Below are 14,780 nucleotides of genomic sequence, written 5' to 3' on the forward strand. Positions count from 1 at the left end.
GACCCGCCAGCAGACCATTCAGAAAAGCAATTGGAGCTGTTACTAGTGGTCAGACCTTTACCAAACCAAGCTTAAGAAGGCTTTCCGCAATTTGTACTGAATTCCATGCGGCACCTTTTAGTAAATTGTCCGAAACAATCCACATATGGAACCCGTTTGCTACATCCGGATCACGCCGAATACGCCCAACAAAAACTTCTTTTTTTCCGGTAGCGCTAGCCGGCATTGGGTAGACTTGATTTGCAGGATCGTCTTCCAAAATAACACCTGGTGCATCGGCGAGCAAATGTTTCAAATCAGCCGATGCAACGTCTGTTTTGTCGATTTCAATGTATACGGACTCACCGTGGCTAATACTTACCGGCACTCGTACGCAAGTCGCAGACACTTTGATCTCCTGATCGTCCATAATCTTTTTTGTCTCATTTATCATTTTCATTTCTTCAAAAGTATAATCATTTGGTTGAAACAAATCAATCTGTGGAATTGCGTTAAATGCCATCTGGTAATGCTTTTTGTCGCCTTTAACCGGCATAATCGCAACTTCCGGGGTCTCTCCGTCAAGCACTGCCTTAGACTGACTTTCAAGTTCCGCGATCGCTTTAGCGCCCGCGCCGGAGACCGCCTGATAGGTGGAAACAATAATTCGGGTTAAACCATAAGCCTTTCGAATTGGTTCCAAGGCTGCGACCATTTGAATGGTCGAGCAGTTCGGATTGGCAATAATGCCATGATGTTTGAATAGCGCTTGTTCATTAACTTCAGGCACAACAAGCGGCACATCTTTATCCATACGAAACGCGCTCGTATTGTCGATAACAATCGCGCCTCGTTTTGCTGCTTCTGGCGCAAGCTGTTTCGAAACCGAGCCCCCTGCGCTGAACAAAGCAATATCTATATGCTCAAATGATTCAGGCTTCGCTTCTTCAATCGTCCATTCTTTACCGCAAAATAGTACCTTTTTCCCGGCGGATCGCACCGAAGCAAGCGGAAAAAGAGATTTAACCGGCAATGGTGAACTTTCGAGCATTTTAAGCATTCGCGTACCAACAGCGCCAGTGACACCGACGACTGCTACATTTAAACCTTCTGATTTAAGCAAAACCATCTCTCCTCTATAAACTAACTGCTTTTTTCTACTATTATATAATCAATAGCGGCTTAAAGAAAAGGACAATTCTTAAAAATGTCCTTCTTACCGAAAAATACAGTTTTATTTTATCACATTAAATCAAGGAGAAGTCGAGATTATTTATTTCCTCTGGATTTTTCGAGGAGTATTGGTTGTGTCTGTTTTCCAAGCAGGGCGTTTTCAACGGTATCTGTAAGCAGCTCCATGTGAGAAACGAGCGAATTCGGTTTATTGACCGAATCGTCCTGACCAAATGGGATAAAATAGATATTCTTTGCGACAATTAATTTAGCGATGTTCTGCAAGTTCAAGCCTAAGCCGTCATTCGTTGAGATGCCAAGAACAACTGGGCTTCCGTTTCTCAGCGTTGCCTTTGCTGCCATTAATACCGGACTATCTGTTTGGGCATTGGCAAATTTACTCATTGAATTTCCGGTCAGCGGCGCAATAACCATGCAATCAAGAGGCGTTTTGGGTCCATACGGCTCAGCATCAACAATCGAGTCAACCACTTTTTTACCACTTATTTCTTCAACCTTGCTGATCCAATCATTTGCTTTTCCAAAACGGGTATCCGTCGTCTTAACTGTGTACGTAACAAATATTGATACATTGCAACCAGCTGCTACCAGCTTTTCAATTTGGGGGACAACTTGACTATACGTGCAATGTGAGCCTGTGATGCCAACGCCTATATGCTTTCCTTCTAGACTCATTCCCCATCCTCCTCTGAGAATTTAGTTAACAATAATTCAGCGAGAACGTTTGCTATAATCCTTCCGGCAGTCTTTGGTGCTACCATACCCGGTAAACCCGGAGTAATCATTGCTTTAATGCCTCTTTTTTTGGCATAGCGAAAATCGGTACCACCTGGGAGCGATGCGATATCAATGATAAAACTGCTTGCCGGCATTTTTGATAAGACTTTGCTTGTCAGCACCATCGCTGGAATTGTGTTTATGCATATCTCATTGCCTTCCACTTCGGTTTCCAAATCTTTCAGATAAAAAGCGTTGACACCCATTTCCACTGCACGTGCGATTTGTTCCGGATTGCGTGATCCAACTTTTACATGTGCGCCTAACGCGTGAAACGCACGTGTGATACTCATACCTGTTCGCCCAAGACCGAGCACGATTACATTTGCATGATGTATCGTGATATCTGTATTCTGAATGACCATCATCAATGTTCCTTCAACAGTGGGAATGGAATTGTAAATCGCCACATCATCTCTGGCGAATAGTTTCACAATCTCGCGTTGTGTTTCATGAGTAATATCATTGAGATAAGGGGTTGAAATTCCAGAATAAATCGCACAATGTTCTGGTGTCTCAGCCAGCCACTCTTTTGTAAGTCGTACCGTTTCATTCGAGAAGGTCGTTTCAACAACGCCCTCACCATCAGTTCCACTCACAGGAAGAATAATGCTGTCTACATCTTTTGCATTAATCTCATCCATGTTCATTTTTGCAGCACCATTAAAATTTCTATCCAGCTGATCGAAACCGACAAGCGACAGATGAGCATCAAGCGCAGTTAATTTATTGATTACTTCAATCTGTCGGGCGTCCCCTCCCATGATCACAATATGTCTGTTTGTCAGCATCGACTGTCCCTCCGCTTGGCTATTTACATCCTTTTTCGTGCATAGCCGTATTTTCTTCAACACTTTATGGTATGACAAATACCCGGTAGTGTGAAATCATTGGGCGCAACAAAAAGACCCGGAGTCAAATGAATCCGAGTCGGTTTAAATCTGGCTATTTACTTAAGAATATTTTCTTTAAAGGGCAATAGGAAGGTTTCCTGTAGGGCTGACAACAGAACACGAATAAGGCTTCTCAAATACTTCTTTCGCCACATCATCAACATCACTTAAAGTGACTGCGTCGATCGACGCAATTGTTTCGTCAATTGATCGGTCTTTTCCAAGGATGAGTTCATTCTTCGCATTTCTTCCCATTCGACTGTTTGTGTTTTCAAGGCCAAAAATCATATTGCCCTTTATTTGTGCCTTGCTGCTCTCAAGTTCTTTTTTTGAGATTCCTTTTTTAACTAATTGATGAATCGTCTCAAGAATCGTTTTCCCAAGATCTTCAATTTGGTTCGCACCCGTTCCGCCATAAATGGTGAGCAACCCACTGTCCTTGAACGCCGTGTGAAATGAAAAAACAGAATATGCGAGACCGCGTTCCTCGCGAATCTCCTGAAACAACCGGCTGCTCATACCACCACCCAGTGCATTATTCATCACCATTAATGGCGCCATAGCCTGATCTCGGCTGCTGTAACCGGCAAAACCGAGACAGATATGTGCCTGCTCCGTTTCTTTCTTGCGGGCAATCTTCCCAGGATTGAATGAAGGAGCGGGCTGACGTTCATCCGCATCTGGAATTTCATATTCTGAGAAGATCGCTTCTATATCATCAATGAAGTCTTCGGTTACATTACCTGCGACAGAAATAACAATATTGTCTGGCGTGTAATGCGTCCGCATGTAAGCTCTTAAATCATCCGGCCCAAAATCTGCCAGCGTCTTTTGTGTTCCAAGAATCGGGTATCCGAGCGGATGATGTGCGAAGCTTGTCGCACTGAGCAGATCATGAACAAGATCATCCGGCGTATCTTCGTACATTTTAATTTCCTCGCCGATAACTTGTTTTTCCTTTTCCATATCTTCTTTATCAAAACGCGAATGAAAAAACATATCGGCAAGCACTTGAATCGCATAACCGGCATCTTTATCCATCACTTTCGCATAATAACATGTACTTTCTTTAGAGGTGAATGCATTCACCTGTCCGCCAATTATATCAAAGGCTTCAGCGATTTCACGTGCACTACGTGTTTCCGTGCCTTTAAACAGCATGTGTTCGATAAAATGAGAGATCCCGTTGTTCGATTCATTTTCATACCTGGAACCCGTACCAACCCAAATGCCAATGGTAACCGATCGTACCGTAGGAATGTTCTCCAGCAAAATGCGCACACCGTTTGACAAACTTTTTTTTATAACCACAAACGAATCCTCCTGCTAGCTTATCAATTCGTTAATCTATCAAATTACTATCTACTATATCACGATGAAAATAAGCACACAAATAGATTCGACATTTTCCAACTTTATTCACGTTGGCGTAACTTTTACCATCACTCAATTGGAAAATTATATGTTGTTAATCAGAAAAAAATGCAACACTAGAAAGATTGCCGGCTATATTTCAGAATTAGAAAATTCGCCTGAGTCAGGGCAATGGCGCAGGCGAATCCTTAGATTGCTTATACTGATTCTTTCTAAAATAGTATGCGAAAAAAAACAGGGAATCCCGCTCAATACATCACTACATTTAGTTTACTGAGAAGCTGATTCCTGAGTCTTTTCGGCTGCGTGATCACCTTGTTCAAGCAGCAGTTTACGCGAAAGTTTTATTCGACCTTGATGATCGACCTCAATCACCTTTACACGGATATCATCGCCAATCGATACAACATCCTCCACTTTGTCAACTCGTTTCGAATCTAATTCAGAGATATGAACTAATCCATCTGTATGTCCGAACAAAGAAACAAAAGCGCCGAATTTTTCAATTCGTTTCACCTTGCCGACAAATATTTCGCCGACATGTGCGACTCGAACTAAATTTTCAATGATATCCTTTGCTTTTTTCCCACTATCTTCATTAACGGAAAAAATCATAATTGATCCGTTTTGCTCAATATCAATTTTCACGCCGGTTTCATCAATAATCTTATTAATCATCTTGCCGCTAGGTCCAATAACGTCTCTTATTTTGTTCGGATTAATGGTCAATTGGATGATTTTGGGCGCATATGGTGCAAGATGTTCACGAGGTGCCGCAATCGTCGAAAGGACCGTTTCCATAATTTTCATCCGTCCCTCTCTTGCCTGCTCCAACGCACGACTCAAAATTTCACGTGTCACACCTGAAATTTTGATGTCCATCTGCAAGGCAGTCACACCTTTTTCCGTTCCCGCGCATTTGAAATCCATATCGCCCAGAGAGTCCTCCATACCTTGAATATCGGTTAGAACGACAACATCATCGCCATGCTTCACGAGGCCCATCGCGATACCAGCCACGGGCGCTTTGATCGGCACTCCGGCATCCATCAAGGCTAAGGTACTCCCACAAATACTTGCTTGAGATGAAGAGCCATTTGATTCAAGCACTTCAGACACGCAACGGATCATATACGGGAAATCTTGCGGACTCGGAATAACCGGGGCAAGCGCGCGTTCGCCGAGTGCTCCATGTCCGATCTCTCTCCTGCCAGGGGAACGCGACGCCTTTGCTTCGCCGGTACTGAACCCTGGAAAATTATAGTGATGCAGGAAATGCTTCGAGTCTTCAGCATCAAAATCATCCAATGCTTGTGCCTCGCCAATTGGCGCAAGCGTACACACACTGAGCGCTTGCGTTTGACCGCGCGTAAATAACCCTGATCCATGAGCACGCGGAAGCAAGCCGACGCGCGCAGATAAAGGACGAATCTCATTAATTGCCCGTCCATCCGGACGAAGATGTTCCTTGACAATCATACGCCGAACCTCTTCTTTAAGAATTGTATGTAAAACATCAGCAACAAGAGCAAGGTCGACCTGAATCTCAGCGTTCTTATTTTCTTCCTCAAAGATGGAAACTACCGATGCATTCACCGATTGAATCGCCGCATCACGCGCTTGCTTTTCCTCGGTTCGCATTGCGAGGTTAAGCTTATTACCGGTTAACCTGCGAATCCGCTGCACAAGCGCTTCATCCGCTTTGTAGAGTTTCACGTTCATCTTTTCTTTGCCGTTCTCTGAAATAATTTCTTCTTCGAAGGCAATCAGCTTCTTGATCTGCTCATGTGCGAATAGAATCGCGTCAAGCATCGTTTCTTCAGGAATCTGATCGGCACCAGCCTCTACCATATTAATCGCGTCTTTTGTTCCGGCAACAGTCAGATGCAAGTCACTCTGTTTTTCTTGCTCTACGGTCGGATTAACAATGAATTCACCGTCAATTCTACCCACAATGACACCGGCGATTGGTCCATTAAACGGTACATCTGATAGGGAAAGAGCGATTGAGGAACCAACCATTGCTGCCATTTGCGCACTATTATTCAGGTCAAGACTGAGCACCATATTCCCGATCAACACTTCATTTCGAAAACCTTCGGGAAATAATGGCCGGATCGGGCGGTCGATCATTCGAGCAGACAGTGTTGCTTTGTCACTCGGACGCCCTTCTCTTTTGATAAAACCGCCAGGTATTTTCCCAACTGCGTATGCCCGCTCCTCATAATTGACCGTCAGAGGAAAAAATGATCCGTCCTTAGGTTCTTTAGAAGCCGTGACTGTTGACAAAATGACTGTGTCTCCGTAATAAACCAGTGCCGCACCATTCGCCTGCTTGGCAACTTCACCAATTTCAACGCGAAGGTTCCGACCTGCCCAGTCAAATTGATATACTTTTTTCTCTGCTTGCACCATCCTTAACACCTCTTTCCCCATGATGAATCTGTCTGAGCGTCCTCAAAAATCTAATCTTTTTGGCACGCAAATCTCCATATATGAATAAAAAAGCGGGAATGCTCCCGCTTCTTTTTTTCCTTATCGGCGCAGGCCCAATTTGTTAATGAGCTCGCGATATCTCTTGACATCATTTTCACGAAGATATGTGAGAAGGTTACGGCGTTTGCCGACCATTTTCAGAAGTCCGCGGCGTGAATGATGATCTTTCTTGTGCTGCTTCAGATGATCATTTAACGAATTAATCTGTTTGGTTAGTACAGCGATCTGTACTTCCGGTGAACCCGTATCGTTTTCATGAGTCGCAAACTCATGAATCAGGTTCGTTTTTTCTTCTTTTGTTAAAGCCACTTGCGTTCACCTCCTAATCTAAAATCCCCATAAGCTTCGCTGTCGCCGGTGGAGCAAACAGCCAAGCCTAGGTTCTTGTACAATCAAATCGTACTGGATCATAATACACTTTTTTTAAACGAAATTCAAGTCATTTAGGTGAATAGTATAAGGTTACTTTGCCATTAGAAAAACCAGGCACAGCCCGGTCCTTAATCTCCAGCCATGTGTGATGGTTTTGTGTCTTTTCAGTGCTGAATCGTCGCTTCGGTTACTCGCTTGCCGCGGGCGCACCGCGCGCCTCCTCAAACAGGCAGAAATCTGCGGGGTCTCGCCGGCAACGCTAATCCCGCAGGCGTCTCGACCTCCGTTTTGATTCTCGGCCAAGACACTGGTCTATTGGTTTGAAAACGTGCAAAATAATAAACTTTCTTTACTTGTTAGAAAACTTGGCTTTGCCAAGCCCCTGACGTTGTGCCGGCTATGGACGGCTAAATGTCGGATGTGCCACAGGATACGGCGGCTTCGACGTTACTCACAGGAAGTGAACGCCATTAGTCGAAGATCCCTTTATCTATCCGGCCACCTACACTCGTTTCCTTAAATTTTCTATTCTTTTACTTTCTTACCAGTGTAAAAAAGTTCCGTGTCTCTTCTTTATCTTTGTCCATTTGAATAATTAGTTCTTCAGCACTGTTGAATTTTAATTCTGGCCGCAAGTGCTTATACCAATTGATGCTCACTTTTTTATCGTACAAATTGCCTTTAAAGTCGAGCACGTAAACCTCAACTGTTTGAATCGCTTCATCTTTATTATAAAAGGTGGGTCTAAGACCAACGCTGCAAACGCCATCTAGCGGCTTGCCATCAACAATTAGCTGAACCGCGTAGACGCCATTCGCAGGAATAAGAAAAGCCTCATCCTTATCTACATTGGCTGTAGGAAATCCTAGGGTGCGGCCGCGCTTATCACCATGGATGACAACCCCTGTCGTCTGATAAGGCCTTCCGAGCAATTCTTCAGCTTCTTCTATAGCACCTTGTTCAATTAATGAACGAATATGACTCGTACTGATTTTAGCTCCAAATAATTCAACTTTGGGCACCATCGTATAGCTGAACATACTGCGTGAATAGTCACCGATATTCTGCATAGTTCCCATAGCTTTGCGCCCGAAAGTAAAATCATATCCCGCAACGACATGCTTGGCATGCAACTGGATCAGATACTGGTCAACAAAATCCTGTGGTGACAAACGGCTAAGCGTTCGGTCAAATTTGACAAAATAGAGTGTGTGCACCCCTAATTTTTCCATCAGTTCGGCTTTTATCGCATTTGGAGTCAATTCCGTCTCTCGCTTTGAATCCGGACGCAGGACAACGGACGGATGCGGGTAAAACGTCATGACTGCAGCTGACAATCCTTTTTCTTCTGCAATCTTGACCGCAGTCTTAATGACTTTTTGATGACCAAGATGCACACCATCAAAATAACCTAACGCGATAACTCTTTCATGGCTGTCCATTTGTTCAATAAATGGCCGCCCGTCTAAAAAAACGCGCTCCATAACAGGCACCTTCAATTCTTGTAAACTCATGTTTCTGATCGATACGTTTAACTATTCGGATCGCTCGCAAGGACCTTGTCAGGCTTAACCATACCTGGTTTTTCGGGATGACGACGATAGATTGCGAGACATTCATCCTGCTCTGTAAAAACAGCATGAGGTCCCGCCCCGAACTGTTCCGGAGCGGGAAGTATTGCGCCATGCGCAATTTTTTCCACAAGTTCATCACTAACAACCCAACGATCCATAAGACTTAAACCATATGCCAATGGCTTTAAAGTATCAGCAAAACGGTCCTCCGCAAGCTGCTGCTCAATCTGTTCGAAAGTGAAACAATCAGCAAGTGAGAAAGGGCCTGCCTGAATCCGCGTCATGCGATGCAAATGTGCGGGGTACCCCATCCGTTGCCCGAGAGCGACTGCCAACGTTCTAATGTAGGTTCCCTTGCTGCATGACACTTTAAACGGAAGATCCGTTGAAAATGAAGACGCGTCGCTGTCTACTTCAAATTGATAAATCGAGACTTTGCGAATCGGAGGCGTAACCGGGATGCCCGCACGTGCGTATTCGTATAGTTTTCTGCCATTAACTTTCACAGCACTGTACATTGGCGCGGATTGCTCGATTTCGCCAACCAACGATTGCATCGCTTGCTCAACGGTTTCTTTAGCAAAGCTTTCGCTAACCGTCTTGCTGTCAATAACTTCACCCTCGGCGTCTTCTGTTGTCGTTGACGTGCCAAGACGTATGACGCCTTGATATGCCTTGCTGTAATCTAATAAATACTGGGCAATTTTAGTCGCCTTCCCTAAACATAAGACCAGAACACCTTCTACAGCAGGATCCAGTGTCCCTGTATGACCGATTTTTCGGAACTTCAGCAATTTTCGCATCTGAAAGACGCAATCATGAGAAGTCATACCTTTTGGCTTGTAGAGAGGCAACAAGCCGTTATACTCCGGCATCGTTCATCCTCCCAAATTCTCTTAGCTTTTCTAAGAACAAACGTTCACGTAGCATACTTATTTCACGCACCGGTTAATCTTTTCGATGTAAGTTGTTAATTAATTGGTCAATATGGCTGCCATATTCAACAGATTCATCGATTTTAAATGAAATTTCAGGGGTTTTACGTAAACGAATTCGCTTGCCGATTTCACTGCGAACAAACCCCTTAGCTTTATTCAATCCTTCGAGTGACGCTTGTTTCTTTTCATCATCGCCAAATACACTAATATAAACCGTGGCTTCCTGAAGATCGCCAGTCACTTCAACGCCGGTAACCGTCACAAAACCGACGCGCGGATCCTTGATCCGATTTCCAATTATGTCGCTCATTTCTTTTTTCATCTGCTCTGCGACGCGATGAACCCTCAAATTAGCCATGGAGTCCACCCTCCTTTTTACAACCATTCGTATTCTGTATGAACACGTTCAATCTCTGTCCGAAAGTCAATAATCACAAGCGCACGTGCCAGTTCGCGTTCAACCGGAACCTTGGAAGAACCCACACAAACAAATGCGAGTTCAGCACGCTGCCATGTATCCTGATAACCCACTTCACTGGCTGATAGATTGTGTCCATCCGCAGCTTTTCGAAGGATACTCTTAATAACCGATCGCTTTTCCTTCAATGAATGGGCGCAAAAAAGCATACATTCACAGCGCACGACGCCGATGATCATTTAGGCTTAATCTCTTCCATCACATAAGCTTCCATCGTGTCGCCTTCTTTGATGTCATTGAAATTTTCGAGTGTCAGGCCACATTCGAAACCAGCCTTAACTTCTTTGGCATCATCTTTAAACCGTTTCAATGTATCGACATGTCCTTCATAAATAACAACACCGTTGCGTACAAGGCGAATTCCAGCATCTCTGGAAATCAAACCGTCCGTCACGTAACAGCCGGCAATGGTTCCAATTTTAGAAACTTTGAAAGTCGTACGGACTTCAAGTTGCCCGATCACTTTTTCCTTGAATTCAGGATCCAGCATACCCTTCATGGCCGCTTCCATCTCATCAATAGCGTCATAGATCACACGATACAAGCGGATATCCACTTTTTCTTCTTCAGCGACTTTTTGAGCGTGGTTATCTGGACGTACGTTAAATCCAATGATGATCGCATTCGAAGCAGAAGCAAGAATGATATCCGACTCGCTGATTCCGCCGGCACCGGCATGAATAATATTTATTTTCACACCATCGACATCAATCTTCTTCAAGGATCCGGACAATGCTTCTACAGAACCTTGAACATCTGCTTTGATGACTAGATTGATCTCCTTCATATCGCCTTCCTTGATCTGTTCAAACAGATCGTCAAGGCTAACCTTGCTTTTCGTTTCTTTACGTTCCGTAATCAACGCGCGTTCTGCGCGAATTTCACCAATCTGACGCGCCTTCTTCTCATCATCAAAAACAACGAATTGATCTCCTGCCTGCGGAACATTGTTTAAACCTGTGATCTCAACCGGTGTTGATGGTGTTGCTTTCTTCACTCGCCGACCAAGGTCGTTGACCATCGCCCGGACACGTCCAAACGTGTTGCCGACAACAATCGGATCTCCAATATGAAGCGAGCCATTTTGAACAAGTAAAGTCGCGATCGGGCCTTTTCCTTTATCAAGCTCGGCTTCAATAACCGCGCCTCTTGCCACATTTTCCGGATTGGCTTTAAACTCTTCTATTTCAGCGACAAGCAAAATCATTTCCAATAGATCGTCAATACCCGTGCCTTTTTTTGCGGAGATCTTAACAAAGATGGTATCCCCGCCCCAATCTTCAGGCACAAGTCCTTGATCGGAAAGTTCCTGCATGACATGATCAGGATTTGCGTTAGGCTTGTCAATTTTGTTGACAGCAACAATAATCGGCACCTTGGCTGCACGAGCATGGTGAATAGCTTCGATAGTTTGCGGCATGACACCGTCATCTGCGGCAACAACTAAGACTGTAATATCGGTAATTTCCGCTCCGCGCGCACGCATTGTTGTAAACGCCGCATGGCCTGGTGTATCTAGGAATGTAATCTTCTTGTCGTTGTGCACGATTTGATACGCGCCGATATGCTGGGTGATACCGCCAGCTTCGCCTGCAGTCACTTTCGTGTGGCGGATCGAGTCAAGTAAAGTCGTTTTACCATGGTCAACATGCCCCATGATGGTGACAACCGGAGGACGAATAACGGCTGTCTTTTCATCAATTTCAGGTACATCATCCTCAAAGCTTGCTTCGTCAACAAACACTTCTTCTTCTACCGCAACACCATAGTCGTTTGCAAGCAGTTCGATTGTATCCTTATCCAAATCCTGATTTTTGGTCGCCATAACACCTAACGCCATCAGTTTTTTGATTATATCTGTTGAAGGACGGCCTAATTTTTCAGCAAATTGACCGACTGTCAGCGATCCGGACAACATAATTTTTTCCGGAAGCTTGATTTCGAGACGCTGACGATTTGCTTGCTGCGCTGCGCCTCTCCTTCTATTATTCCGATTTCTGTTGCCATAACTTCTGCGTCCGCCATAATTATTGTTTCCATTGCCGCCAAAGCGATTGCGTTCATTGTTGTTTGGATTGCTTCCAGTTGATTTTCTGCCGCTTCCCGTTTCACCGGATCGCGCTTTCGCCGGTCTTGAATTTGTATTCCTATCAGTATTCCTTAAATTTGACGTTGTCTGAGTTGGTTTCTTTTCTTTGGTTTTTGTTTGATTCACTGGACCCTCTGCTTTGTTTTTATTTGGCTTTGCAGTTACCTTTTGAACGGGTGAAGCCGCCCCGCCGTTCATTTTCCGATTCAATTGGTTAATCGCATTATCTGCAATAATCGACATATGGCTTTTCACATCAAAGCCAAGTTCTTCTAACTTCGTTATGATCACTTTACTGGATACGTGATGCTCTTTAGCATATTCATATACACGCATTTTACTCATATATTCACCCCCGTGATGATGGTCCGATCCTTCCGATCAGCTGGCCTGCGAAACCACTGTCCGTGACCGCGATGATCACGCGTGAAGGCTGACCAATCGCCTGGCCGAGCACCTCTCTATCCGGTACGGTCAAAAGCGGAACGTGATAGAAACTACACTTATTACTAATCGTTTTCCGTGTTCGTTCAGAAGCGTCCGCAGACAAAATAACTGCTTTGGCCTTTCCCTGACGAATCAATCGCATAACCGTTTCTTCTCCGGAACTTACTTTCCCTGCCCGTTGCGCAAGTCCCAAAAATGATGTCCATCCATTAGTGGGCATCGATAGAATGCGCCTCTAAATAGTCGGTCATCTCTTCGAAAACATGATCCGGCACAGTAACACCTAAATGTCTGGAGAGCAGGTTTTTGTCTTTTGCTTTTTTTATGCAATCCGCTTTTTTTGAGAGATACGCCCCTCGTCCGTTTTTCTTTCCCGTCAAATCAAGAGAAACGTCTCCTTCAGGGGAGCGAACGATGCGGAAGAGCGCTTTTTTCTCAGTGGATTCCTGACAGGCAATACACTTGCGTAACGGAATTTTCCGCTGTTTAGGCATCTAAAAAGCCTCCTTAGTCTTGCTCAGATTCAGATGAATCCTCAGCGCCGACTTCAGTATGGTCTTCAGATAACGGATTCTCTGTTTGAGCGTCGGCACTTTCTGAAACAGGATCATCATCAAAGAGTCCGATTTCTTCTGCTTCAGATTCACTCTTAATATCGATTTTCCAACTGGTCAGCTTGGCAGCAAGACGAGCGTTTTGACCACGCTTGCCGATCGCTAAGGAAAGTTGGTAATCAGGAACGACAACAGTTGTCGCCTTATCCTCTTCATGAACAATAACCTTTACTACTTTCGAAGGACTGAGTGCATTGGCAACATAGGTTACAGGATCCTCAGACCACCGCACAATATCAATTTTCTCGCCTTTGAGTTCATTTACGATGGTTTGAACGCGAGCACCCTTTTGTCCGACACATGCGCCGACAGCATCTACTGCCGGATCCGCCGCGTGCACCGCTATTTTCGAACGGTCGCCGGCTTCTCGAGAAATTGATTTAATCTCAACCGTTCCATCATAGATTTCAGGAACTTCCAATTCAAACAAACGTTTTAGGAGACCCGGATGCGTTCGTGATACGGTAATCATCGGTCCTTTTTTCGCGTCTTCTACCTTTGTGAGATAAACTTTAATGCGATCATGAGGGCGGTAGGTTTCATTTGGCATCTGTTCCGCTTGTGGCAATAATGCCTCAACCCTGCCAAGATCAACATAAATAAATCGATGGTCGATCCTCTGAACGATACCTGTCATAATATCGTCTTCGCGGTCAATGAATTCCGAATAAATCACACCTCGTTCCGCTTCTCGAACACGTTGTGTCACAACCTGCTTTGCTGTCTGAGCGGCGATACGACCAAAATTACGCGGCGTTACTTCGATCTCAACAGTATCGCCGACTTGGTAGTGAGGATTCAGGCTCTTCGCTTGTTCGAGAGAAATCTGTAAGTTACCATTTTCTACTGCTTCAGCAACTTCTTTTCTGGCGAATACCTTGATCTGTCCCAAGCCTTCATTGATATCAACCCGCACATTTTGCGCCTGGTCAAAGTTTCGTTTATAAGCGGAAATCAGAGCTGCTTCCAAAGCGTCCAGCAACACTTCCTTGCTGATTCCTTTATCTTTCTCCAATGCGGTGAGCGCTTCTAACAAATCACTGCTCATTTTGTTCTCCCCTTTTTTCTAGGCAGTTCTATCTTAAAAAATGATCGCAAGTCGACCGCTCGCAATCTTGTCAAAAGGCAGAGTCACATGAGTTACTCTTGTCTTGTTCTTGATAGCGAGTACAATATAATCCTTGTTCACTTCAGTAAGATTACCTTCAAATACTTTGTCACCATCAATAGGTTCATAGGTGGTTAGATGAACATCTTTTCCCACGGCTTTCTCGAAATCTCCGAACTTCTTCAACGGTCGTTCTGCACCGGGTGAAGACACTTCAAGAAAATACGCTTCTTTTATTGGATCTTTCTCATCGAGAGCTTCACTCAATTTTTCGCTGACAGCGGCGCATGTATCTAGATCTACACCTTGAGGAGTATCAATAAAAACACGCAAGAAGCGGTTCTTTCCCTCTTTGACGTATTCGATATCAACGAGTTCCAGATTCATTTCGCGCAAAATCGGGGAAATCAAATCATCTGTCATCTTCGCGATAACGCTAGCCATTTT

The 14,780-nt window shown here is 44.5% G+C and carries 15 protein-coding genes; all 15 read right to left on the reverse strand.

The annotated features are described in order from the left end of the window. Positions 1-49 precede the first annotated feature (49 nt). The 15 genes from asd to rimP all read right to left on the reverse strand — a co-directional run bounded on the left by asd (position 50) and on the right by rimP (position 14,777). On the reverse strand, positions 50-1,108 hold the full coding sequence (asd, locus tag BM003_RS01825) for an aspartate-semialdehyde dehydrogenase (RefSeq protein ID WP_093669466.1): 1,059 nt from the start codon (positions 1,106-1,108) through the stop codon (positions 50-52). Positions 1,109-1,248: 140 nt separating this feature from the next. Beyond that, on the reverse strand, positions 1,249-1,848 hold the full coding sequence (locus tag BM003_RS01830) for a dipicolinate synthase subunit B (protein ID WP_093669468.1): 600 nt from the start codon (positions 1,846-1,848) through the stop codon (positions 1,249-1,251). Beyond that, positions 1,845-2,741 (reverse strand): dipicolinic acid synthetase subunit A, encoded by an 897-nt coding sequence (dpaA, locus tag BM003_RS01835; RefSeq protein ID WP_093669470.1) that lies wholly within the window; start codon positions 2,739-2,741, stop codon positions 1,845-1,847. The genes BM003_RS01830 and dpaA overlap by 4 nt, the downstream gene beginning before the upstream one ends. Positions 2,742-2,918: 177 nt before the next feature. Beyond that, positions 2,919-4,154, reverse strand: a complete 1,236-nt coding sequence (locus BM003_RS01840; RefSeq protein WP_093669472.1) for a M16 family metallopeptidase — start codon at positions 4,152-4,154, stop codon at positions 2,919-2,921. Between the two features lie 333 nt (positions 4,155-4,487). Then, on the reverse strand, positions 4,488-6,629 hold the full coding sequence (gene pnp, locus BM003_RS01845) for a polyribonucleotide nucleotidyltransferase (protein WP_177184588.1): 2,142 nt from the start codon (positions 6,627-6,629) through the stop codon (positions 4,488-4,490). A 123-nt stretch (positions 6,630-6,752) separates the two neighbouring features. Next, positions 6,753-7,022: a 30S ribosomal protein S15 gene (gene rpsO, locus BM003_RS01850; RefSeq protein WP_010023317.1), complete on the reverse strand. Its 270-nt coding sequence runs from the start codon at positions 7,020-7,022 to the stop codon at positions 6,753-6,755. Between the two features lie 596 nt (positions 7,023-7,618). Beyond that, positions 7,619-8,569, reverse strand: coding sequence for a bifunctional riboflavin kinase/FAD synthetase (locus BM003_RS01855; RefSeq protein WP_093669476.1), 951 nt, complete (start codon positions 8,567-8,569; stop codon positions 7,619-7,621). 47 nt (positions 8,570-8,616) lie between these two features. Beyond that, positions 8,617-9,534 carry a tRNA pseudouridine(55) synthase TruB gene (gene truB, locus BM003_RS01860; protein ID WP_093669478.1) on the reverse strand — a complete coding sequence of 306 codons (918 nt, stop codon included), beginning with the start codon at positions 9,532-9,534 and terminating at the stop codon, positions 8,617-8,619. A gap of 73 nt (positions 9,535-9,607) precedes the next feature. After that, positions 9,608-9,955 carry a 30S ribosome-binding factor RbfA gene (rbfA, locus tag BM003_RS01865; RefSeq protein ID WP_093669480.1) on the reverse strand — a complete coding sequence of 116 codons (348 nt, stop codon included), beginning with the start codon at positions 9,953-9,955 and terminating at the stop codon, positions 9,608-9,610. Between the two features lie 17 nt (positions 9,956-9,972). Further along, on the reverse strand, positions 9,973-10,254 hold the full coding sequence (locus BM003_RS01870; RefSeq protein ID WP_093669482.1) for a DUF503 domain-containing protein: 282 nt from the start codon (positions 10,252-10,254) through the stop codon (positions 9,973-9,975). Continuing rightward, positions 10,251-12,509 (reverse strand): translation initiation factor IF-2, encoded by a 2,259-nt coding sequence (infB, locus tag BM003_RS01875; protein WP_093669484.1) that lies wholly within the window; start codon positions 12,507-12,509, stop codon positions 10,251-10,253. The genes BM003_RS01870 and infB overlap by 4 nt, the downstream gene beginning before the upstream one ends. 4 nt (positions 12,510-12,513) lie before the next feature. Next, positions 12,514-12,831: a YlxQ family RNA-binding protein gene (locus BM003_RS01880; RefSeq protein WP_093669486.1), complete on the reverse strand. Its 318-nt coding sequence runs from the start codon at positions 12,829-12,831 to the stop codon at positions 12,514-12,516. Further along, on the reverse strand, positions 12,821-13,105 hold the full coding sequence (gene rnpM / locus BM003_RS01885; RefSeq protein ID WP_093669488.1) for an RNase P modulator RnpM: 285 nt from the start codon (positions 13,103-13,105) through the stop codon (positions 12,821-12,823). Before rnpM ends, BM003_RS01880 begins: the two co-directional genes overlap by 11 nt. A gap of 13 nt (positions 13,106-13,118) precedes the next feature. Then, positions 13,119-14,273 (reverse strand): transcription termination factor NusA, encoded by a 1,155-nt coding sequence (gene nusA, locus BM003_RS01890; RefSeq protein WP_093669490.1) that lies wholly within the window; start codon positions 14,271-14,273, stop codon positions 13,119-13,121. A 33-nt stretch (positions 14,274-14,306) separates the two neighbouring features. Continuing rightward, on the reverse strand, positions 14,307-14,777 hold the full coding sequence (gene rimP / locus BM003_RS01895) for a ribosome maturation factor RimP (RefSeq protein WP_093669492.1): 471 nt from the start codon (positions 14,775-14,777) through the stop codon (positions 14,307-14,309). Positions 14,778-14,780 lie beyond the last annotated feature (3 nt).

The organism is Sporolactobacillus nakayamae, assembly GCF_900113325.1.
GTDB classification, from domain to species: domain Bacteria; phylum Bacillota; class Bacilli; order Bacillales; family Sporolactobacillaceae; genus Sporolactobacillus; species Sporolactobacillus nakayamae.

Coding starts and splice junctions, on each gene's coding strand:
- BM003_RS01880 (WP_093669486.1), bottom strand. CDS start 12,831: ATGCCCACTAATGGATGGACATCATTTTTGGGACTTGCGCAACGGGCA.
- truB (WP_093669478.1), bottom strand. CDS start 9,534: ATGCCGGAGTATAACGGCTTGTTGCCTCTCTACAAGCCAAAAGGTATG.
- BM003_RS01870 (WP_093669482.1), bottom strand. CDS start 10,254: ATGATCATCGGCGTCGTGCGCTGTGAATGTATGCTTTTTTGCGCCCAT.
- rimP (WP_093669492.1), bottom strand. CDS start 14,777: ATGGCTAGCGTTATCGCGAAGATGACAGATGATTTGATTTCCCCGATT.
- asd (WP_093669466.1), bottom strand. CDS start 1,108: ATGGTTTTGCTTAAATCAGAAGGTTTAAATGTAGCAGTCGTCGGTGTC.
- BM003_RS01855 (WP_093669476.1), bottom strand. CDS start 8,569: ATGGAGCGCGTTTTTTTAGACGGGCGGCCATTTATTGAACAAATGGAC.
- dpaA (WP_093669470.1), bottom strand. CDS start 2,741: ATGCTGACAAACAGACATATTGTGATCATGGGAGGGGACGCCCGACAG.
- nusA (WP_093669490.1), bottom strand. CDS start 14,273: ATGAGCAGTGATTTGTTAGAAGCGCTCACCGCATTGGAGAAAGATAAA.
- BM003_RS01830 (WP_093669468.1), bottom strand. CDS start 1,848: ATGAGTCTAGAAGGAAAGCATATAGGCGTTGGCATCACAGGCTCACAT.
- rnpM (WP_093669488.1), bottom strand. CDS start 13,105: ATGCCTAAACAGCGGAAAATTCCGTTACGCAAGTGTATTGCCTGTCAG.
- rbfA (WP_093669480.1), bottom strand. CDS start 9,955: ATGGCTAATTTGAGGGTTCATCGCGTCGCAGAGCAGATGAAAAAAGAA.
- infB (WP_093669484.1), bottom strand. CDS start 12,509: ATGAGTAAAATGCGTGTATATGAATATGCTAAAGAGCATCACGTATCC.